The 22,343-nt window shown below is 31.5% G+C and carries 18 protein-coding genes and 1 other RNA gene; 3 read left to right on the forward strand and 16 right to left on the reverse strand.

Annotated elements, in window-relative coordinates; genetic code table 11:
- Positions 1-131: 131 nt before the first annotated feature.
- The 6 genes from ML436_06940 to ML436_06965 all read right to left on the reverse strand — a co-directional run bounded on the left by ML436_06940 (position 132) and on the right by ML436_06965 (position 10,095).
- Positions 132-1,526, reverse strand: coding sequence for an MFS transporter (locus tag ML436_06940; GenBank protein ID UMT76943.1), 1,395 nt, complete (start codon positions 1,524-1,526; stop codon positions 132-134).
- 159 nt (positions 1,527-1,685) lie between these two features.
- Complete coding sequence (locus ML436_06945) at positions 1,686-3,008, reverse strand: amino acid permease (GenBank protein ID UMT76944.1); 1,323 nt, start codon at positions 3,006-3,008, stop codon at positions 1,686-1,688.
- 30 nt (positions 3,009-3,038) lie between these two features.
- Positions 3,039-4,079, reverse strand: coding sequence for a bifunctional threonine ammonia-lyase/L-serine ammonia-lyase TdcB (tdcB, locus tag ML436_06950; protein UMT76945.1), 1,041 nt, complete (start codon positions 4,077-4,079; stop codon positions 3,039-3,041).
- Positions 4,080-4,172: 93 nt separating this feature from the next.
- Positions 4,173-5,291 (reverse strand): alanine dehydrogenase, encoded by a 1,119-nt coding sequence (gene ald / locus ML436_06955; GenBank protein ID UMT76946.1) that lies wholly within the window; start codon positions 5,289-5,291, stop codon positions 4,173-4,175.
- Positions 5,292-5,756: 465 nt separating this feature from the next.
- Entirely contained in the window at positions 5,757-6,635 is an 879-nt protein-coding gene (locus tag ML436_06960) for a 5'-3' exonuclease (GenBank protein ID UMT76947.1), read from the reverse strand.
- 19 nt (positions 6,636-6,654) lie between these two features.
- Positions 6,655-10,095: a dynamin family protein gene (locus tag ML436_06965; GenBank protein UMT76948.1), complete on the reverse strand. Its 3,441-nt coding sequence runs from the start codon at positions 10,093-10,095 to the stop codon at positions 6,655-6,657.
- Between the two features lie 281 nt (positions 10,096-10,376).
- On the opposite strand from ML436_06965, the gene ML436_06970 reads away from it, so the two are divergent.
- Positions 10,377-11,717: a PepSY domain-containing protein gene (locus ML436_06970; GenBank protein ID UMT76949.1), complete on the forward strand. Its 1,341-nt coding sequence runs from the start codon at positions 10,377-10,379 to the stop codon at positions 11,715-11,717.
- A 143-nt stretch (positions 11,718-11,860) separates the two neighbouring features.
- Here ML436_06970 and ML436_06975 read toward each other — a convergent pair whose 3' ends face one another.
- The 6 genes from ML436_06975 to ML436_07000 all read right to left on the reverse strand — a co-directional run bounded on the left by ML436_06975 (position 11,861) and on the right by ML436_07000 (position 15,376).
- Complete coding sequence (locus tag ML436_06975) at positions 11,861-12,193, reverse strand: DUF4889 domain-containing protein (protein UMT76950.1); 333 nt, start codon at positions 12,191-12,193, stop codon at positions 11,861-11,863.
- A 123-nt stretch (positions 12,194-12,316) separates the two neighbouring features.
- Positions 12,317-13,462: a class I SAM-dependent RNA methyltransferase gene (locus tag ML436_06980; protein ID UMT76951.1), complete on the reverse strand. Its 1,146-nt coding sequence runs from the start codon at positions 13,460-13,462 to the stop codon at positions 12,317-12,319.
- A gap of 207 nt (positions 13,463-13,669) precedes the next feature.
- Positions 13,670-14,049: RNase P RNA component class B (gene rnpB / locus ML436_06985), an RNA gene on the reverse strand.
- Between the two features lie 62 nt (positions 14,050-14,111).
- Complete coding sequence (gene gpsB, locus ML436_06990; GenBank protein ID UMT76952.1) at positions 14,112-14,456, reverse strand: cell division regulator GpsB; 345 nt, start codon at positions 14,454-14,456, stop codon at positions 14,112-14,114.
- A 13-nt stretch (positions 14,457-14,469) separates the two neighbouring features.
- A complete protein-coding gene (locus tag ML436_06995; GenBank protein UMT76953.1) occupies positions 14,470-15,033 on the reverse strand; it encodes a DUF1273 domain-containing protein in 564 nt (187 codons plus the stop codon).
- Complete coding sequence (locus tag ML436_07000; GenBank protein UMT76954.1) at positions 15,026-15,376, reverse strand: YppE family protein; 351 nt, start codon at positions 15,374-15,376, stop codon at positions 15,026-15,028. Before ML436_07000 ends, ML436_06995 begins: the two co-directional genes overlap by 8 nt.
- A gap of 509 nt (positions 15,377-15,885) precedes the next feature.
- On the opposite strand from ML436_07000, the gene recU reads away from it, so the two are divergent.
- Both recU and ML436_07010 read left to right on the forward strand, forming a co-directional pair.
- Positions 15,886-16,512: a Holliday junction resolvase RecU gene (recU, locus tag ML436_07005; GenBank protein ID UMT76955.1), complete on the forward strand. Its 627-nt coding sequence runs from the start codon at positions 15,886-15,888 to the stop codon at positions 16,510-16,512.
- Positions 16,509-18,698 (forward strand): penicillin-binding protein, encoded by a 2,190-nt coding sequence (locus ML436_07010; GenBank protein UMT76956.1) that lies wholly within the window; start codon positions 16,509-16,511, stop codon positions 18,696-18,698. The genes recU and ML436_07010 overlap by 4 nt, the downstream gene beginning before the upstream one ends.
- A 208-nt stretch (positions 18,699-18,906) precedes the next feature.
- On the opposite strand, the gene ML436_07015 is transcribed toward ML436_07010, so the two are convergent.
- The 4 genes from ML436_07015 to asnS all read right to left on the reverse strand — a co-directional run bounded on the left by ML436_07015 (position 18,907) and on the right by asnS (position 22,160).
- A complete protein-coding gene (locus ML436_07015; GenBank protein ID UMT76957.1) occupies positions 18,907-19,248 on the reverse strand; it encodes a hypothetical protein in 342 nt (113 codons plus the stop codon).
- Between the two features lie 4 nt (positions 19,249-19,252).
- On the reverse strand, positions 19,253-19,912 hold the full coding sequence (nth, locus tag ML436_07020) for an endonuclease III (GenBank protein UMT76958.1): 660 nt from the start codon (positions 19,910-19,912) through the stop codon (positions 19,253-19,255).
- Positions 19,902-20,588 carry a DnaD domain-containing protein gene (locus tag ML436_07025; protein UMT76959.1) on the reverse strand — a complete coding sequence of 229 codons (687 nt, stop codon included), beginning with the start codon at positions 20,586-20,588 and terminating at the stop codon, positions 19,902-19,904. Before ML436_07025 ends, nth begins: the two co-directional genes overlap by 11 nt.
- A 279-nt stretch (positions 20,589-20,867) precedes the next feature.
- On the reverse strand, positions 20,868-22,160 hold the full coding sequence (gene asnS, locus ML436_07030) for an asparagine--tRNA ligase (protein UMT76960.1): 1,293 nt from the start codon (positions 22,158-22,160) through the stop codon (positions 20,868-20,870).
- Between the last annotated feature and the right edge of the window lie 183 nt (positions 22,161-22,343).

Here is a 22,343-nt window from a genome sequence, read left to right on the forward strand (position 1 = left end):
TAAATAAAGTAGTGTAAAAGAGTAATAAAAAACCGTCCTTTTGTTATATCATCTAAAATGATTACACAAAAGAAACGGTTTATTTTATTAGTGTAGCGACTTTTATTATTTCTATCTCAGTCAATTATTTTTTATTGTAATTGTGATACATTTTGTTTTGGTACGAGGAACATAATGATAATGAATGATAAAATTCCCATACCAGCATTTAACCACAATGCTATCATTGCGCCTGTATAAATGTTTGAAATATCAGCAACAATCGCATAAACTGCACCACTTAATGCAACGCCAAAAGCTCCTCCTAAAGATGAAGCCATTTTATAAATACCTGCAGCGACACCTACTTTTTCTAATGGTGCATTCGCTATTGCAGTATCTGTTGATGGTGTCGCATAAATTCCAAGTCCTAATCCAAAGAATAAATAGCCAACGATACAACAAATAACATATATTATTTCTGGTAAGAAAGTTAATGAAATCAGAAACTCTCCGACTATTAGGACTCCTGTACCAATTAACATCGGTTTCTTACAACCAAGTGTCTGAAGTAACTTTTCTCCTACACGAATCATAATAAGTACCATCACTAAATAGGTAATTGACAAACTACCTGCTTGCAATGAAGAATAACCTAAACCTCTTTGCACAAAAGTATTGGCAACAATTAACGTTCCAGCAACACCATTTAGCAAAAAGTTTGAAGCAGTTGCACCTGTATAGGCTTTATTTTTAAATAGTTTAAAATCAATTAAAGGGTTCTTAACATACTTTTCAAGAAATATAAAATAAGCGAAAGATCCAATTGTAATCGCTAGCAAAACGATAAATATCATTGAAGTCACGCCAAATTCTGCACCCTTTGTAATTACTATATTTAAACTTAGTAACATAATAACTAAAACGATTAATCCTTTGATATCGAATTTATTAATTGAAATACTTTTCGCTTTTGTTTCAGGTGTACCTTTAATTAAATACAGCGCAATTAGTGAAATCACGATTGAAAGTATAAAAATCCAACGCCAACCTAAAAGCGTTGCTACTGCTCCTCCAAAAAATGAACAAACACCAGAGCCGCCCCAAGAACCTATTGACCAGTAACTTAACGCACGTTGCCTATCTTTTCCAATATAATAGGATTTTATAATAGATAAAGTAGCAGGCATAATACATGCCGCAGAAAGTCCTTGTACTAATCTACCAATGATTAATAATAAAGGCATGTTAGAAATAATAATTAATAATGAGCCAAGAATACTTAACATAATGCCTATGTTCGTCAGTTTAATACGTCCATATTTATCAGCAAGTCCTCCTGCTCCAACAACAAACATGCCTGAAAATAATGCGGTTATACTCACAGCGATATTTATTGTTCCTATATCTGTATTAAAACTGTCTTCAAGTATTGGTACAACATTAACCAGCGATTGCGCAAATAACCAAAATGTTATAACGCTTAAGACAATTCCTATTAATAATTTATTATCGCCTTCATATATTTCTCTTGACGGCTTTTCCATTTCAATTTGCCTCCCTATACTTTTGAAAACCAGACAAATCTCATTATGAAAATTTGTCTGGTTAATAGAATAATTGAATGATTTTTATTAATTTTAATGTGCAAAACTTTAAATATATGATGAATTCATCCATTTATTCTCAATGCTAATTGTCAAACTTTATGCCGTTTTTTGTTTCTTTTTATAGAAATAAACTGGTATACCTAGCGCTGTAATTAGAATCCCAATAATCGCCAGAATAAATTGCGTAAATAATGTATTAATTAATACAAATGATCCTGCCAGAATTGCAACTAAAGGTATGATTGGATATAAAGGTACTTTATACGGTCTTTCCATATTCGGCTCGCGTTTTCTTAAAATAATTACTGCAACAAAGGACATACAATAGAATAACCAGATGACAAAAATTAACATGTTCGTAATCGTATCAAATGCACCCATTGACATCATGATAATTGCAATCAACAGTTGTATAATTGCTCCAAACCATGGTGCACCTGATTTTGTTAATTTTGCAAACAAGTGACTAAATGGTAATAACTTTCTCTCAGCCATAGCATATGGTACTCGCATACCAGTCATTGTATAACCATTTATCGTACCGTAAACAGATATTAAGATACCAATTGTAATAATTTTACCGCCATATTCACCAAATAATATTTTTGATGTATCGGAAGCTGCATTTAAGTTACCAGCCAGTAATTCAATTGGAAGTGTTAATAAAAATGTCGCATTAATAAGTAAATATACTGCCATAATACAACCGATACCTACTGAAATAGCTAATGGTAAATCTCGCTTAGGTTTTTTAAGTTCACCTGCAACATTTCCAACATGAATCCAGCCATCATATGCAAACATTGTAGCTAATAAACCACTACCAATTGCTGTAAAAAAGCCATTTCCAGAATTACCAGTAGAAGGAATTAATGAAAATGTGATATCCCCTGATTGGAAAATACCAAATATAACGATAACAATAATTGGTATTAGTTTAATTACTAATGTTACAGATTGTAAAATACCACCTGCTTTAGATCCCAAGAAATTAATCAGCACTATAGATAATGCAGAAGCGATAGCTAAAGGAATTAATAATCCTGCTGATAAATGGAATAAATTAATTAATTGTGTCGCAAAAACGATAGCGAGGGCTGCGACGTTTGCTGGAAAATATATAAATGATTGAGCCCATCCTGAAAGGAATCCCCAGAAATCACCATATGTATATTCTATATACTTCGTTAAGCCACCTGTTTCAGGGATTGCAGCAGCAAGTTCTGCTGCTGTTAACCCTGCACAAATGGTAATGATGCCGCCTAGGAACCATACAAATAAGGCCATTCCTGCTGTTCCTGTTACTTCTGTCACGTTTGATATTTTAAAGAATACACCTGAGCCAATAACCGTGCCCATTACGATTGCAAACGCTGAGAAGAAACCTATATTTTTTTGTAATTCTTTACCATTTGACATAATTACACCTCATTTTTAAGATTGGAAGTTTTAACCTACCACACCCTTACTTGTATCCGCGATATTTAATCCATGTTCAATGACACCAGAAACTCTAGTTAAGTCAACGTTTCCTCCTGAAACTAATGCAACGACATTTTTACCCTCTAGCCATTTTTTATCAATTTTCCCACTTAAAATAGCTGCTGTAGGTAATGCTCCTGCACCTTCTGTAATGATTTTGGCACGTTGCATTAAATCTTGCATTGCATGTTCTATTTCCTCTTCTGATACAAGAATAAATTCATCTACTAAATGTTTTACTACTTCGTATGTTTTTTCTCCTGGTACTTTTACATCACAACCATCTGCAATTGTGCTATCTTCACGATGTTCAGTTAAGTCTCTCTTATAGAATGACTCTGCCATGCCATGCACATTTTCAGCTTGAACGCCGATAATATGAATAGATGGGTTAAATGATTTTAAAGCGGTGGCAATACCTGCAATTAGGCCACCTCCACCAACTGGAACAATGACCGTATTAACATTCCAAATATCATCTAAAATTTCTAATCCTATTGTTCCTTGACCAGCCATGACAAACTTATCATCATATGGATGAACAATTGTCATACCATTTTCTTTCGCTAATTCTTCCATATAAAGTCTAGTTTCATTAAAGTTTTTACCTTTTAAAATGACTTTTGCACCATATCCTTTGGTAGCATTCTGTTTAGCAATTGGTGCTGTTTCTGGCATCACAATCGTTGCATCAATATCTAATAATTTTGCTGTCAAAGCTACACCTTGTGCATGATTTCCGGCTGATGCGCCAATAATACCTTTAGCTTTTTGTTCATCTGACAAATGATTAATTTTATTGCTAGCACCTCTAAATTTAAATGAACCTGTAAACTGCATATTTTCAAGTTTTAAATATACGTTACCTTTAGTGATATTTTGACTTAAATACATAGATTTAATAAGAGGCGTTCTGCGAATGAATGGTTTAATGCTTGCTTTTGCTTCTTCGATATCTCCTAAACTTACAATGTGTGCTGTTTGTAATGTTACTGTGTTGGTTGTCATAATTGATTACATCCTTCCGTTTTGTAAATTTTTAGTCCAAATATTGCTTATTTATATAAAAATTCATTTCACTCTTTTTCAATTACAGACTTTTTATTTAATGACATTTAAGATTTCTTTAAAATCAAGATCATGAGATGTTGCTAATCCTTTGTTTGTCACTTGACCTTTATATATATTTATTCCAGTGCTTAATGCTTCGTTATCTTTAATGGCTTGTTCCAATCCTTTGTCACAAATTTCTAAAATATAATCAATATTTCCTTGCGCTAACGCCATTGTTGAAGTTCTTGGTACAGCACCTGGTTGATTAGGTACACCGTAATGGATTACACCTTCTTCTTCATATACTGGATCAGAAATTGTAGTTGGTCTGATTGTTTCTATGGTTCCACCTTGGTCAATAGCTATATCGATTAAGACTGAACCTTTTTTCATTGATTTAACCATTTCACGAGTAACCAATTTTGGTGGTTTAGCTCCAGGAATTAAAATTGTAGAAATAAATACATCTGCCTTTTTAATTTCCTCTGCTAAATTTTCTGGTGTTGATTTGACTACTGTGACATCTTTATCTGTATATTTTTCTTCTAAATATTTAATACGGTCATCATTTAACTCTAGAATAATTACTTTGGCATTTAATCCTAATGCAACATTAGCAGCATTTGTTGCTGCAACTCCGCCACCAAATATGACATATGTACTTCCTGGAATATTCACATTTTCATGAACACCAGTCACTAATGTACCTTGTCCACCATGTTGCGCTTCAGAGTAATACGCTCCCATAATTGCCGAACGTTGTCCTGCTATAGCACTCATTGGTGCAAGTAATTCTGCTTTTCCATTTTTCACAATTGTTTCACCACTAATAGCAGTTACACCAACTTCTTGCATTTTTTCAACTATTTGTTTAGAAGAAGCTAAATGTAAGAATCCCCAGATAATTTGATCTTTTTTAAAATATTGGTATTCACTTTCATGAGGTTCTTTAACTTTGATAACTAAGTCTGCTTCCCATGCTTGTTCGTGACTTACAATTTTTGCGCCTTCTTGCTCATACATTTCGTTGGAAAAACCTGAACCGATACCTGCATTTTTTTCAACGAGTACTTTATGACCTGCATCTGTTAACTTACGCACATTTTCAGGTGTGCAAGCTACACGACCTTCGCCTTGTTTTAATTCTTTGACTACTGCAACTAACATTTGCAACACTCCTCTTTATATTTGTGAATTAATTCACAATCATTTTATCTATTGGACATGCATATGTAAATACCATTAATTAATTATTCATATTTTATCTATAATTTGTTAATAAATATTTAATATAAAATTATTATTTATAAATATGATGTGCAATTATGCTATTATATTAAACTCTTATACTCGATATAATTTATAGTTGTATTTATACATTGACTCAAAATCTAAATAATCAAATCCGTTTTATTTTTGAATAAAGTTGTAACTCTTCTATTTAATAGGTGTTAAGTAAATAATTTATGAACTCACACACTTTATCTAGAATTTGGCTTTGTATTAATTTTTCCAAAATTGTTTCGTCTTTATTTACTGAAAATAAAAAAAGGCAATTTCTAATCATAAAAGTTAGAAATTGCCATTTAATATATAGTGGTAATTGTTAGTCAATCAGACATCGCTTTATATTTAAAAATGTGTTGAAATATATTTTCCAGAAACATACAATTCATGTTCATTACAAATTGATAATATGTGATTTAATGTTGTAGCAAATGACATTTGATCAAATAATGACTCACTATCTATTGGTACTTGTGTGTGAATTTCAGCAAGTCGTTTCGATAAATATAGTTCATCTAAATTGTCATTAATTTTATTACGTTGACCTGCAGATAATGCCTCTAAATTCTCAACAACATTTTCAACACTTTGATATTGCTGAATTAACTTAATAGCTGTTTTCTCACCAATACCTTTAACACCTGCATATCCATCTGCTGTATCACCCATAAACGCTTTAATATCAATTAGTTGTGGTGGTTCAAGGGCATATTCTTCATTAAATCGATGTAACGTATATCGATTATAAATGTTAAACCCTTTTTTAATTAACCAAACTTCAACATTGTCATTAATACATTGCAATAAATCTTTGTCGCCCGTAATAATATAAACATCGTTATCTGTTGAATATTGTTGCGCTAATGTTCCTATAACATCATCCGCTTCATAGTTTTTAACACCAATATTTACAAAGCCAAATTGCTCAGAAATTTCTTTAACATAATCAAATTGTGGTATCAATTCTTCTGGTGGTGCAGGGCGATTTTGCTTATAACCATCAAACATATCATTTCTAAACGTTGATTGGCCCATATCCCAACATACAGCAACATGTGTTGGTCTTATCTCATGTATAGCTGAAAAGATATGACGTACAAAGCCTTGTATCCCATTTGTAGGTACACCTTGTGAATTGTACATAAATTGTTTATGAAGACTTGTGGCATAAAAATGTCTAAATAATAACGCCATTCCATCTACAAGTAATATTTTATTTGGCATTTAAAACTATCCTTCTTTCTTAATATATAATTGTTTCAAGTTCTTTATGTTTATCTTTTAGTTGATTGATAAGTGAGTTATCTAAATCAAATGCTAATAAATCATTCACTTGTGTTTGAATATTATCTTCAAGATTTTTAAACTGCAATTCAGCTTCACTAGCCATTTGTTTAACGTAATCTTCAAGTTGATGTCTTAATAGCATCAACTGTGGCTGTAATAATTCAATTGTCTTATGACAAATCAACTCATGAATCTCCCTTTGTCCGTTTGGATTCAAAATTTTACGTTTAGTCAATTGTTTTGGTAGTGAACTTAACATATCATTTAAATCAATATGCAATAATGGTTGTTCTACTACTGAAGGTTCCAAATTAAATTGAGGATTAATAATTACATGTAATTGCTCTAATTGTTGCATAATTGGTGCGATTTGATTGTCAAGTTGTGCATTAAAATATTTTTTAATGCGTTCAGTAATTAAAGATTGCTCTAAAAATAGACGTTGATGTATTTGATCTAAATATACTTTTGATGAAATTTTCTTTTCCTCGTTAAAATCACTATTTTGCGTCATCTGTGTATTAAATACTGATTTAACATCATCAAGTAATTGTAATTTCAAACGTGCATTTAAATGATAAACTTGTTCTTCAACTTCATTATCTGTACTTTGTATAGTTGCATCGATTAACTGATATTGCAATCGCTGTTTATCTTTAAAAGTTTCTAACTTTTGCTGACGACGAGTAATATCCGCTTTATTGGTTTCAAATTCGCTAATCATTTCTACAAACGAATGATCAATTTGTTGTAATTGATGAATCATTTGTTGCTCTAAAATTAATTTAGACTCTACATCTACAAAATACTGAATACTTTCTTTTAATTGGTTAATACCTTTATCTGATGTCTTGAGTGCCTCTCGACTTGATACAGCAAAAATGTCTGAATGTAAATTAACTTGACTCAATGCATCTGATACATAATTTTTTACCGCTTCAAGATCATCAACATTTTCTGCTAAATCTGAAGCATTGATAACCATTTTAAATGCTTGATTCTCATTAAGTTGGTTCATATCCTTCATATGTTCGATAAATGCTTTATCATTATCCGTAAATGAATGATTAAAATAACTTACATATAAAATTAAGTCTGACGAAGTTAAAATTTGTTCAGTTTCATTTGTATGTCTTTGGTTATTAGAATGTAAACCTAATGAATCTACTATAATTTTCCCTTTTAACCATTCATGCTCCAATGCAATATGCACTGTTTTAACAAATGTCGCATATTCATCTTCTGCACTCCATTTCTTTAATTCTTGTTGATTTATAGCATGTTTTTCACCAATATTAAGCATTTCGTCATACATATTATAATGTTTTTCGATTGCTTGAATAAAAGCAAGTTGATTTTTATTTAATTGTGCTTTTAATTTTTCTAAATCTGCATTAATAAAGTCTTCGATTGTCGAAAATGCCATTCGGTGATACTCGACAACTGCATTAATTTCATTCAACAATTGTATTTTAGATTTCAAAGTAATATAACTTTCATTGCCATAAGATATTTCAGTTGTGGCTGCTGTAGTTGGGTTTGGTGAACTCACTAAAATATGTTCACCTAATAATGCATTAATTAAACTACTCTTACCTGCACTAAATGTTCCAAATACACCAATTTTCACTAACTTATTATCTAATCTAGTTAATGTATCCTTTATATCTTGCTTTGTACGATTAAACAATGGTACATCTGAAATAATGTCGAGTCCTTTTTTAATATCAATAGATGTCTCCGTTGATTTTAAATTTTGATTTAATTGTTGATGTTCTGACCTAATATGAATATTTTCTGTATTTGGGTTATACGTTGTTTCTTGTCTGCCAATCAATTTATCCAAAGATTCATCCAAATGAATATAGTAATGGCGATAATTCCTAGTCGTTAATGACTGACGTAACTCACTTAATTCTGTATAACGTTGATATTCTTTTAAATCGTCATTTTCTTCAGTTGGTAATTCATCTGCTTGCACATTCACTATAATTTCTTTGAAAATTGGCGTTGATTGTTGTTCCACATATTTTTTTATCGCTTTTACTACTTCATCCGAAAATGTTAAAACATAGGTATTACTAATTGATGTTTGAGGTTGATATAAGCTTTCAATCATTTCCGGTTTAATTTCATAATGCTGATTCAACACTTTGTCGGCCGTTTCTTTTTTATTAATGAAACGAGTTACGAATGACATATCTTCACGCATCGGTTGGCGTATTTGTTGATTGACATATTGTTGCAATGCATCTACTACTCTATCAAGTCGCTGTTGCTGTATTTGCTGCTTTTTCTTCTTTTTATTGAACAGCCCACCCACATTAAAATCTTGCGACATGCTTTCCAAATAACTACGTAACATTTCTCGCATATCGTGCGGCATAATATATGCATTTTCTAAAATATTTTTACGCTTATTCTTTAAAAATGTCATTAATTCATCTGGATTATTTAAAAGTTGTGCCTCTTCACTCACAGCTTGATGTTGCTGACTATTTAAAAATGCTTGTTCAAATTCATCTTCTTCAATTCCTAAATCTTCTAATACATCTTGAATTTCAGATTGGATATAATCAAGTTGAGCTTCAGTAATATAATCAACTGTTCTTGCAGTATAATCTTCAAGCGTTTCTCTCTGTTGATCTAAAGCGACAAGATAATTAGATAATGCTTCAAGTTCATTTTCAGGATGATCAAATTTTGAAACATAAAATATTCGTGACAATTTAATATCCCAATCTGCAATAGACTTTTCAACACGTTCTTTAAATTTATCAAATGATAATTCTTCATCTTGATGCTTGTCTATTTGATTGATAATAAATACTACTGGAATACCTACATCATTAATGTGTTTCATAAATTTGAAATTGAGTTCAGATTGCACGTGATTATAATCAACAGTATAAAAAATCATATTACTCGTATACATATACTGCTCAGTAATAGATTGATGCGATGCGACATTTGAATCCACACCTGGTGTATCTTGTAATGTAAACCCATTATCAAATTTAGATGATTGAAAATTAATTTCTACAGATTCAACGTCTACATTTTGACGATTCATTTCTCTTACTTCATCATAATTTGTTAATTTGGCATAAGTTTGATTTGGTAAATTAGCAATAATGTCTTCATTGTCGGATACAGAAACGATAGCCGTATTACTAGTTGTTGGTACAGGTGAACTTGGTAAAATATCTTGTTCAATAAGTAAATTAATTAATGTAGATTTACCTGCTGAAAAATGACCAACAAATGATAATGTGTATTGCTGTAGATAAACTTTTTTTATAACTTGATTTATTGTATGTAAAAGTGCATCATTTTGAGACTTTTCAACTTCTTTTTTTAATTTATACAAAAGATCTAATTGTTCTTTATTAATCATGTTACTTTCCCCTTTGATTCGTTCACATATTACTACCTTTTGTTAACCACGTCGATTTACAAAAAGTATAAATCTTCACGTATAACGTTATGTATAAATTTTATCATAGCCGCTTAATAAAACATATGAATAATCAATATTATACAAACAATCAATTTCAAAATTTCATTTTCCTAAAAATCGCAAATCAACTTTAAATTTTACAAAAAATATATTTTGTCACAGTTTGTTCACACACGTCACAGAATTGACACCGTATAATAGCCAAGTGGGAGGGAAACATGAAAAATACATTTAATCCATTACAAAGATTGCATTTCTATGCAGCATTATTTATCGCACCGTTGTTAATAACATTAACCATTTCGGGCATTGGTTATCTATTTTTTCCAGAAGTTGAAAATAACATCTATAAAAATGAATTTTTCAGCGATAGCGATATTAAAACACATCAAACATTAAACGATGCCGTCCATCAAGTTGAACGTAAATATGAAGGCTTCTTTGTCAGTAAAGTTAGTGTAATGGCAGAACCTTACAATAATCGAATCACAATAAGTGATATGGCAGGAAATCAACGGTATGTCTTTTTAGATCAGAATAACCAAATTGTTGCTGATCAAAATGCGAAACATACGTATTCAAACGTCATGCGGAATATACATAGTTCACTTTTCACTGAAAACACAATCATAAATTATTTGGTTGAGTTAACTGCCTGTTGGACTATATTTATGATTCTATCTGGTACGTATTTACTTATTAAAAAACATTTAATAACTAATAAAAGCAAGGCACTTCGTTGGCAAAAATGGCATGCAATACTTGGAATTATTATTGCAATTCCAGTATTTATTTTAGTCTTAACTGGATTGCCATGGTCTGGTTTTATGGGTAGTAAGATAGCGGGATTGATGGAAACAAATGGTAATCTTGGGCAATCTGAATTATCAATAAATCCACCTAAATCCGACTTGAATGAGTTACCTTGGGCCACCCGTAAAAATAAACAACCCGCGTCTTCAGAGAAGAGTTCAAATAGTCACCACGGCGGAATGGCAATGCCTCAGACAAATTTAGATCATCAAATTTCAATAGATAAAGTCGTTACTAACGCGCAAAAATCTGGCATTAAAAAGCCATTCTCAATTGTTTATCCTAGTGATAAACATGGCACCTTTATAGTGTCTAATACGAGTAACTCTGGCGTGACTGGTCTAGATGTCTCACCATACGACGAAAAAACACTTTACTTCGATCAATATAGTGGCAAAGAACTTGGTACAATTAAATATGATGATTATGGTATTATAGCTAAATGGTTTACTTGGGGTATTCCACTTCATGAGGGTCATTTATTTGGAATTTTAAATAAAATCATTAATTTACTTGTTTGTATTGCTTTATTAGTAGCGATTGGTATGGGGGTTGTATCGTGGATAAAGCGTACAAAAAATGCTTCTGTGAAATTACCACATCGCGTCAAAAAACCAGCATCATTATCTTTAGTTATATTCTTAGTGATATTAGGATTGTTAATGCCTTTATTTGGATTATCTCTCATACTAGTATTTATAATTGAATTAATTTTGTATCTTAAAGATCGAAAAACTAAGCAATAATATATACAAGATTAAAAATCAAACTAAAGAATTAACAGAAACTTTTCATCAGTCAAATTTAATAAAATCCAAAAATAAAAGCATCTAAAACGTATTTTTAGGTCGAAATTATAAGACCCTAAATACGAAATAGATGCTTTTTATTAATTCATATGCATGTCATGTATTTTCATCATTAAACCGTGAGGAACATCATCATGTTCAACAACATCTTGTTTATAAAATGTCTTACCATCATCTTTAGAGACAAGTTTAACAAAGTCCCCTTTTTTCGGTTTAAAATTATCAGCTGGTTTTACTTTAACATTATGTTTTACTAATCCATCTTTTTCACTGACAACTTTTTCAGCATTTGTATCACTATTCATATACCCATAATATGTTGTTTTTTGACTTGAAAAAATCATTAAACAAATCACTGCAATTCCAATAACGACCAATGCTATAGATAAACCTAGACCCATTTTTTTACCCATTTATATACTCCTCCACATTAAGCATTATATATCTATTTTTATTTAGACATATCAACTTACGCCTTTAATCTAACATTAAAGTTACTATGATAAAATAATTGCTAACCAATTACATTTAAAAAACTAATTTTCAGTACCTTTACGTTCAGCCTTTTTACCCCAATATTGATAATACGTACACTCGATATAACCATTAAATAGCTTACGTCTCTTCGTCGCTTTACGATCTACTAAATATTCAAATTCTTTATTACTTGTTAAAATGTATGTCGATAAATATGGATGTTGTTTCATTAGTTTACCGATATAACGGTACATTTCTTCAACTTCTTCACGGTCACCTATACGTTCACCATAAGGTGGGTTTCCAATTAATGCCACAGGTTCTTCCGTATCGATTGTCAAAGTATTTACATCTTTGACACTAAATTTAATAATGTCCGCTAAACCAACTTCTTCGGCATTTCGTTTTGCAATTTCAACCATCTCTGGATCAATATCTGAAGCAAAGACTTCGATTTCTTTATCATAATCTGCCATTTTATCTGCTTCGTCTCTATAATCATCATAAATATTTGCCGGCATGATATTCCATTGCTCTGATACGAATTCACGATTAAATCCAGGTGCAATATTTTGAGCAATTAGACAAGCTTCAATGGCAATTGTTCCGGATCCACAAAATGGATCAATTAATGGCGTATCACCTTTCCAGTTTGCAAGACGAATTAAACTTGCTGCTAACGTCTCTTTAATTGGCGCCTCACCTTGTGCTAGTCTGTATCCACGTCTATTCAAACCTGACCCTGATGTATCAATAGTCAGTAATACATTATCTTTTAAAATAGCAACTTCAACTGGATACTTAGCACCTGATTCATTTAACCAGCCTTTTTCATTGTAAGCACGCTTTAAACGTTCAACTATAGCCTTTTTAGTAATAGCCTGACAATCTGGCACACTATGAAGTGTCGATTTAACACTACGTCCTTGAACTGGGAAATTACCTTCTTTATCTATAATAGATTCCCATGGCAATGCTTTAGTTTGTTCGAATAATTCGTCAAACGTTGTTGCATTAAAGCGACCAACTACAATTTTGATTCTGTCAGCTGTGCGCAACCATAAATTAGCTTTTACAATTGCACTTGCGTCCCCTTCAAAAAAGATTCGACCATTTTCAACATTTGTTTCATAGCCTAATTCTTGTATTTCTTTTGCAACAACCGCTTCTAATCCCATCGGACAAACTGCAAGTAATTGAAACATATATAATTCTCCTTTTAAACAGCTATTTTATTCTTAATCAGTGTTTGTAAATTGTTTATCATAACAGTTAATTATTTCACTGTGAATATTTTAATTTTAATAAAAAATGAGGCATTGCCATTATATCAAGACAAACTATTCATTTTAAGTGTTTTTTTCATGAAAAAAGCTCTCCATCATCTAGGAGAGCTAAACTAGTAGTGATATTTCTATAAGCCATGTTCTGTTCCATCGTACTCATCACGTGCACTAGTCACACTGGTACTCAGGTGATAACCATCTGTCTACACCACTTCATTTCGAGAAGTGTGTCTCGTTTATACGTTGAATTCCGTTAAACAAGTGCTCCTACCAAATTTGGATTGCTCACTCGAGGGGTTTACCGCGTTCCACCTTTTATATTTCTATAAAAGCTACGTCACTGTGGCACTTTCAAATTACTCTATCCATATCGAAGACTTAGGATATTTCATTGCCGTCAAATTAATGCCTTGATTTATTGTTTCATCAAGCACGAACACTACAATCATCTCAGACTGTGTGAGCATGGACTTTCCTCTATTTAAAAATAGCGATTACCCAAAATATCACTTTTAAAATTATAACATAGTCATTATTGGTAAGACAGTTAAACTTTTGTATTTAGTAATTATTTACCAAATACAGCTTTTTCTAAGTTTGAAATACGTTTTAATATATCTACATTATTTGAAGATGCGTTTGTTGTTGTATTATTTGAAGAAAAACTTTTATTATCTTGAGGTCTAGATGTTGCTACACGTAGTCTTAATTCTTCTAATTCTTTTTTAAGTTTATGGTTCTCTTCTGACAATTTTACAACTTCGTTATTCATATCGGCCATTTTTTGATAATCAGCAATAATGTCATCTAAAAATGCATCTACTTCTTCTCTTCTATAGCCACGAGCCATTGTTTTTTCAAAATCTTTTTCGTAAATATCTTTTGCTGATAATTTCAATGAAACATCTGACATTTTTTCCACCTCATTAGAAACTTTGATCTTCAGACCACTGTAAGTCATTGATGAATGCTGTTAATTCATCGAACGTCACAATATCACAAGTATAGTTTGTTTTTTCCATAAAATCAACTAACATCTGCTTGAAGAACTTAGGGCTGGCCTCTTGTTCCTCATCATAAATGAGCAATGTTTGATCTGAATGTTCAAGCATAAATTGATCTGCTTGCTTAAATTGAAAAGGACCTTGATACGGTGTATGAAAAATACTATCAACATAGTCTGCATGCTTAATAATATTGGCATACTTACTTTGATTATGTTCATTCCACTTTTCAGTATGTCCTAGAAACGGTGTAATAACAGCGAACTTTAGCGATTCGTGCGCTTTTTGAAGTTCAATCACCACTTCAGCAGTCCATAATTCTATACCCATTTGTCCTTGAATTAACACCCATTCTAATCCTTCATCTAACAATTGTTCGATTTTATGCTTTATAAAATGTTTTAAGTAATGTACTTCGGGTGCGTCGTCTTTAAAAATATTTAATTCAAATGATTTATAACCTGTCACATAAACTGTTTTAACCATAAATACCCTCTTTAACTAAGCCATCTAAAATATTTTGCAAATCATATTGAACACTTTTCAGCTTTTCAATAAATAACTTTCTGCTAGTTCTTTTAAAATGGCACTCAACAGATAATTGTTCGATGTTTGAAATCAATAATTCAAATTTCCTTTGATTCATATAAGGTACATGAATAATTGATTCGCGTTGTAATTTCATTTCATTTAATAAATTATCAATATGTACTGTATATGGTTTTACAATTTTGTAAAAATCATGATCCAGTTGTTGTGATTTAACACTCTCAAAATTTCGTTGCATGTTATTAACTTCATAAATAAGTGCTTCGACTATATCATTCATGAGGACGCCTCCTACATTTTTAAATTTATCACAATATACTACAATAGTCATGTTTTAAGACTTTAATTGATTTTAATTTTTTATATTTCAAAAATAGTCAGCTTGTGTAACAAGATAATCTAAAAACTTCCTATATAAATGGTGATTTTTATAGCTAGACCATTTATCAATAAATACGACTAATCTTTTATTTACTTTTTAAGGACTTTTTTGATATGTTTTAAAAATCCAACCTGTCATTACAATTACACATTATCACTAATTTTTAAAAAACTTGTTTTAGATTTTAATTTTTAGAAGCAAATCTTTTACAAAGTATAAATTCATGTGTAAATTTCCAACAATAACGGTAAATGTATTATAATAATATTGTGTTAATGTCGAAATCACGTTAAAATAAGCTTTGGTGTATTGTGTCTTTCGCATTTATACTAATTTAAGTTTGGTGTTTTACTATAATGTTGTGTATAATGAACATCGTTTACTACCAAACTTGTGTGGTGAAATTTATGAATTATCCAAATGGTAAACCATATCGTAAAAATAGTGCTATAGACGGAGGGAAAAAGCCTCCTGCCTTTAGTAATATTGAATACGGTGGACGTGGTATGTCACTTGAAAAAGATATCGAACATTCAAATTCGTTTTATCTTAAAAGCGACATTGCTGTTATTCATAAGAAACCTACTCCTGTGCAGATAGTTAATGTTAATTATCCAAAACGGAGTAAAGCTGTGATTAATGAAGCATATTTTCGTACACCTTCAACAACTGATTACAATGGCGTTTACCAAGGTTATTATATTGACTTTGAAGCAAAGGAGACTAAAAATAAAACTTCCTTCCCTTTAAACAATATCCATGACCACCAAGTCGAACATATGAAAAGTGCATATCAACAAAAAGGTATTGTATTTTTAATGATTCGTTTTAAAACGCTAGATGAAGTTTATCTTTTACCTTATTCAAAATTCGAAATATTTTGGAATAGATACAAAGATGATATTAAAAAATCTATAACAGTTGATGAAATACGAAAAAATGGTTACCATATTCCTTATCAGTATCAACCAAGATTAGACTATCTAAAAGCAGTTGATAAGTTGATATTAGATGAAAGTGAGGACCGCGTATGACGGAAAACAAAGGATCTTCTCAGCCAAAGAAAAATGGGAACAATGGCGGGAAATCCAATTCAAAAAAGAATAGAAATGTGAAGAGAACGATTATTAAGATTATTGGCTTCATGATTATTGCATTTTTCGTTGTTCTTTTACTAGGTATCTTATTGTTTGCTTATTATGCTTGGAAAGCACCTGCTTTTACCGAAGCTAAATTACAAGATCCAATTCCTGCAAAGATATATGACAAGAATGGTGAACTTGTTAAAACATTAGATAATGGTCAAAGACATGAGCACGTTAACTTAAAAGATGTGCCAAAATCAATGAAAGATGCAGTATTAGCAACTGAAGACAATCGTTTCTACGAACATGGTGCGCTAGATTATAAACGTTTGTTTGGTGCGATTGGTAAGAACTTAACAGGTGGATTTGGTTCTGAAGGTGCTTCAACTTTAACACAACAAGTTGTTAAGGATGCATTTTTATCTCAACATAAATCTATCGGTCGTAAAGCTCAAGAAGCATACTTATCATATCGTTTAGAACAAGAATATAGTAAAGATGATATATTCCAAGTATATCTAAATAAAATTTACTATTCTGATGGTGTAACTGGTATTAAAGCTGCAGCTAAGTATTATTTCAACAAAGATTTGAAAGATTTAAACTTAGCTGAGGAAGCATATTTAGCAGGTTTACCTCAGGTTCCAAACAATTATAATATTTATGATCATCCTAAAGCCGCTGAAGATCGTAAAGACACTGTTTTATACTTAATGCATTATCATAAGCGTATTACGGATAAACAGTGGCAAGAAGCGAAGAAAATTGACCTTAAAGCTAATTTAGTTAATCGTACTAAAGAAGAACGTCAAAACATTGATACAAATCAAGATTCTGAGTATAATTCTTACGTTAACTTTGTAAAATCTGAATTAATGAACAACAAAGAGTTCAAAGATGATAATTTAGGTAATGTTTTACAAAGTGGCATTAAGATTTATACAAATATGGATAAAGATGTTCAAAAAACATTACAAAATGATGTTGATAACGGTAGCTTCTACAAGAACAAAGACCAACAAGTTGGTGCAACAATTCTTGATAGTAAAACTGGTGGTTTAGTTGCCATCTCTGGTGGACGTGATTTCAAAGATGTCGTTAACCGAAACCAAGCAACAGACCCTCACCCTACTGGTTCATCTTTAAAACCATTCTTAGCGTATGGTCCTGCCATTGAAAATATGAAATGGGCAACAAACCATGCGATTCAAGATGAGTCTTCATATCAAGTTGAAGGATCTACATTTAGAAACTATGATACTAAGAGTCATGGTACAGTTTCAATTTATGATGCTCTTCGTCAAAGTTTCAATATTCCAGCATTAAAAACTTGGCAATCAGTTAAGCAAAATGCTGGAAGTGACGCACCTAAGAAATTTGCTGCAAAATTAGGATTGAATTATGATGGCGAAATCGGACCTTCTGAAGTACTGGGTGGTTCTGCATCAGAATTCTCACCTACACAATTAGCATCAGCATTTGCTGCTATTGCTAACGGTGGTACTTATAACAATGCTCACTCAATTCAAAAAGTTGTGACTCGTGATGGTGAAACAATTGAGTATGATCACACTAGTCATAAAGCGATGAGTGATTACACTGCCTATATGTTAGCTGAAATGTTAAAAGGTACGTTTAAAGCATATGGTTCTGCATATGGTCATGGTGTATCTGGCGTAAATATGGGTGCTAAAACTGGTACTGGTACTTACGGTGCTGAAACTTATTCACAATATAATTTACCAGACAATGCAGCGAAAGACGTATGGATTAATGGCTTTACTCCACAATACACTATGTCAGTGTGGATGGGCTTCAGTAAAGTTAAACCATATGGTGAAAATTCATTTGTTGGACATAGCCAACAAGAATATCCACAATATTTATACGAAAATGTAATGTCTAAAATTGCTTCTAGAGATGGCGAAGACTTCAAACGTCCAAGCTCAGTAAGTGGTAGCATTCCATCAATTAATGTTTCTGGCAGTCAAGATAACAATACTACAAATCGTAGCACACACGGTGGTAGTGACACGTCAGCTAACAGTAGTGGTACTGCTCAATCAAATAGTAATAACTCTAGATCACAACAATCAAATAATAGCGGAGGATTTACTGGATTATTTAATAACTGATTAAATTCCCGCACATCATAAAAACCTCGGTTACACCATCATTATGGTGTAACTGAGGTTTTTTGATTATATGCTAAATTTTTCATGAATTAGTTTTATTGCTGCATCTACTTCTTAATAGTCTAAAAATAAAGCCACCTACTATTTAATTAAAGAACTACTCTTTTGTAAAAGGGCTTTAATTGAATGTAGATGGCTCTTTTCATATCTATACTTTTTTATTTTTTAATCTTGTTTGATAACTGGCATTCATTTTAATTATTTCTATAATAAATGTTTTCATTTGTCGATATCCCATAAAATGGTATTTACGTTCAATCATATAATCATATCTTTCTTTGAAATTCATAGGAACGACAGGATAGTAATCTAGATTATCAAAATCAATATCACCACTAATTCCGTTAATTTGCTTAAAATATGCAATGATTTTTGCATGATATTCATCTAAATATGGTTTTGCTTCATCAGAACCTAATTTTTTATTTTTAGCAAAAATATCAATAGTGTCTTCTAATCTTTGAAAATCTTCTTTTGTTATCTTAGTCATTATTTCACGCTTCTTTCAAACTAGCTTTATAACGTTTTTGTCCTTCTCTACAATCATCTAACAATGGACAAATATCACACTTAGGCTTACGTGCTAAACAATGGTATCTTCCAAAGAAAATTAATTGGTGATGGCTTCTATTCCATCTATCTCTAGGTATAACAGAGCATAAACGATCTTCTACTTGACGTACATTGTCTTTCCATCGATTAATACCTAAACGTTTTGATACACGTTCTACATGGGTATCTACTGCTAATGACGGCTCTCCAAATGCTACACTCATAACTACATTTGCAGTTTTGCGCCCAACACCTGCTAAACTTTCTAATTCTTTATGTGTTTGTGGTATTTCTCCATTATATTGATCAAGTAATGATTGGCAAAGTTTTTTAATATTTTTAGCTTTATTACGATATAAACCAATGGAACGAATATCATTCATAAGTTCTTCATCACTTACCGCTAAATAATCTTGTGGTGTTTTGTATTTTTTGAATAACTCATTAGTTACTCTGTTTACAAGAACATCTGTACATTGTGCAGATAATAGTACTGCTATAGTCAATTCGAATGGATTATCGTGTTTCAATTCACATTCTGCATCCGGAAACATATTCGCTATTACATCAATCATTTCTAATGCTTTTTTCTTACTTACCATCAAGGTTCTCTCCATTTAACCAATCAAATTTCGGCACCGGTTTAACGGTGTGAGTCATTTTAGGTTTATTAAATTTTTGACGTATTTTTCTAGAATCATCAATGGTTTTCACATTGTTTTTCTTCCAATTTAGTAAAATACGATCCATATATTTAAAACTGAGTTTGTTTAAACTATTCGCTTCATCTAAGGCTGCTTGAATAATTGCAGTATCATGCTTATCAACATCAATCCATTGATTTAATGTTTCAATTTCAAATGGAGATAAAGGTCTAGCAAAAGTATCTTCTAATATTCTAAATAGTTGTTTGAACTTCTCTTTATTATCTTGTTCTTTCGTATCCATACTTTGTTGCTTTAAAATCTGGCTTAACTTTTCGAAAAATGGATCAAGATTCATATATTCGGTAAACTTACCTTCTTCGTCTTTTTGAACTTGTAATTCAAGCAATTCACGTTGGATTAAATTTTGAATAACTGCAGTAACATCACGTGGTTGCATTGTTGAACCTTTTTGCAATAATTCTATTGAAGGCTGTTTATTTGAAGTTTCGGAAGCATAAATCAATTTGAGTAAAATAACTAAATCTTGCTCATCTAAACCTAATTCACTGTAATGGTCTAACAATTCTCTTCGTATCACTACAGGTCTTGTTTTCAATTGATATTTATCCATGTTAGTGCCTCCCTTTAAATTAAATCATTACTTATTAGTATAAATCATTTTCTTTAATTATCGACTAAAATGCTTACTATATTTAAAAATATTAAAGCTATTTTCATAAAATTTATATGTCACCTGAAATGAAATATCAATCATCAAATGAAACATTAATTCAAATCAAACTATGATAAATTAATGAAAAACTAAACACAAATCGCCCAGCCATTTAATAATAGACTGGACGATTCTTTTAATAGTCAGAAAATAAACTTTTAAATCATTTATCGAATATTATGGGTATAAACGGTTTAATAATCTTGGGAATGGTGCCGTTTCTCGAACGTGTTCTACTCCAGAAATCCAAGCAACTGTGCGTTCTAAACCTAGACCAAAACCACTATGTGGTACGCTACCATATCGGCGCAAGTCTAGATAGTAGCTATATGCTTCTTCATCTAAACCATGCTCTTTTACGCGTTGTTCTAATAGTTCTAAATCATCTACACGTTCAGAACCACCAATAATTTCACCATATCCTTCTGGAGCAATTAAGTCTGCACATAATACAGTTTGTTCATTTTCAGGATTTGGTTGCATGTAGAATGGTTTAATCTTTGTTGGATAATTTGTAATAAATACTGGTAAATCATAATGATTTGCTATAGCTGTTTCATGGGGAGCCCCAAAGTCTTCGCCCCATTCGATATCATCAAATCCTTCTGCTTTTAAGCATTCAATTGCATCGTCATATGAAATTCTAGGGAATGGCGTAGCAACTTTTTCAAGTTTTGAAGTATCACGCTCTAAAATTTTCAATTCAAGTTTACAATTTTCTAAAACTGATTTAACAACATGCGTCACATATTGTTCTTGAATTTCCAAACTTTCAGCATGATTTGTGAATGCCATTTCACCCTCAATCATCCAGAACTCGATTAAGTGTCTACGTGTTTTAGATTTTTCAGCTCTAAAAGTTGGACCAAATGAAAATACCTTTCCATGAGCCATCGCAGCAGCTTCTAGGTATAACTGACCACTTTGTGATAAAAATGCATCTTGATCAAAGTACTTAGTATGGAATAATTCACTCGTACCTTCTGGTGCACTTGCAGTTAAAATCGGTGGATCAACCTTAGTAAATCCATCATTATTGAAAAATTCATATGTAGCACGAATAATTTCATTTCTAATTTTCATTACAGCATGTTGCTTTTTAGAACGTAACCATAAGTGACGGTGATCCATTAAAAATTCTGTACCATGATTTTTAGGTGTAATTGGATAATCATGCGCTTCAGAAATCACTTCAATTGATTTCACTTGCATTTCATATCCTAAGTCAGAACGATTATCTTCAGTAATTGTACCAGTCACATAAAGTGATGATTCTTGTGTAATTTCTTTCGCAAGTTTAAATACCTCTTCATCAACTTCTGATTTAACTACTACACCTTGCATAAATCCAGTACCATCACGTAGTTGTAAAAAGGCGATTTTACCACTTGAACGTTTATTTGTTAACCAAGCACCAATTGTAACGTCTTGGTTTAAATGATCTTTCGCTTGTTTAATCGTTGTTTTCATAACCATTCTCCTATTTATTTTTTCGTTATACAATACTCATTCATTTTAACAAAATACGCTTTCAAGTTCTAGAACTACACATAAAGATAACGTGTAAATGGTAATGATTTACCTATAGACTTTTAATAAAATATACAAAATTGATTCTATTATCTTGTTTTGCAACTAAATTACTTAAGTCCT

It is taken from the genome of Staphylococcus roterodami, from assembly GCA_022493055.1.
In the GTDB taxonomy this organism is placed as follows: domain Bacteria; phylum Bacillota; class Bacilli; order Staphylococcales; family Staphylococcaceae; genus Staphylococcus; species Staphylococcus singaporensis.

Bases quoted from the DNA above. Each gene is read 5' to 3' on its own strand.
- ML436_07025 (UMT76959.1), bottom strand. From the start codon at position 20,588: ATGGATAAATATCAATTGAAAACAAGACCTGTAGTGATACGAAGAGAA.
- ML436_07000 (UMT76954.1), bottom strand. From the start codon at position 15,376: ATGAATGATATAGTCGAAGCACTTATTTATGAAGTTAATAACATGCAA.
- nth (UMT76958.1), bottom strand. From the start codon at position 19,912: ATGGTAAGTAAGAAAAAAGCATTAGAAATGATTGATGTAATAGCGAAT.
- ML436_06970 (UMT76949.1), top strand. From the start codon at position 10,377: ATGAAAAATACATTTAATCCATTACAAAGATTGCATTTCTATGCAGCA.
- ML436_06965 (UMT76948.1), bottom strand. From the start codon at position 10,095: ATGATTAATAAAGAACAATTAGATCTTTTGTATAAATTAAAAAAAGAA.
- ML436_06940 (UMT76943.1), bottom strand. From the start codon at position 1,526: ATGGAAAAGCCGTCAAGAGAAATATATGAAGGCGATAATAAATTATTA.
- ML436_06960 (UMT76947.1), bottom strand. From the start codon at position 6,635: ATGCCAAATAAAATATTACTTGTAGATGGAATGGCGTTATTATTTAGA.
- ML436_06975 (UMT76950.1), bottom strand. From the start codon at position 12,193: ATGGGTAAAAAAATGGGTCTAGGTTTATCTATAGCATTGGTCGTTATT.
- asnS (UMT76960.1), bottom strand. From the start codon at position 22,160: ATGAAAACAACGATTAAACAAGCGAAAGATCATTTAAACCAAGACGTT.
- ML436_06995 (UMT76953.1), bottom strand. From the start codon at position 15,033: ATGGTTAAAACAGTTTATGTGACAGGTTATAAATCATTTGAATTAAAT.
- tdcB (UMT76945.1), bottom strand. From the start codon at position 4,079: ATGACAACCAACACAGTAACATTACAAACAGCACACATTGTAAGTTTA.
- ML436_06980 (UMT76951.1), bottom strand. From the start codon at position 13,462: ATGTTTCAATTACTTGCAGTTTGTCCGATGGGATTAGAAGCGGTTGTT.
- ald (UMT76946.1), bottom strand. From the start codon at position 5,291: ATGTTAGTTGCAGTAGTCAAAGAATTAAAACAAGGCGAAGGTCGTGTA.
- gpsB (UMT76952.1), bottom strand. From the start codon at position 14,456: ATGTCAGATGTTTCATTGAAATTATCAGCAAAAGATATTTACGAAAAA.
- ML436_07015 (UMT76957.1), bottom strand. From the start codon at position 19,248: ATGACTAAGATAACAAAAGAAGATTTTCAAAGATTAGAAGACACTATT.
- ML436_06945 (UMT76944.1), bottom strand. From the start codon at position 3,008: ATGTCAAATGGTAAAGAATTACAAAAAAATATAGGTTTCTTCTCAGCG.
- ML436_07010 (UMT76956.1), top strand. From the start codon at position 16,509: ATGACGGAAAACAAAGGATCTTCTCAGCCAAAGAAAAATGGGAACAAT.
- recU (UMT76955.1), top strand. From the start codon at position 15,886: ATGAATTATCCAAATGGTAAACCATATCGTAAAAATAGTGCTATAGAC.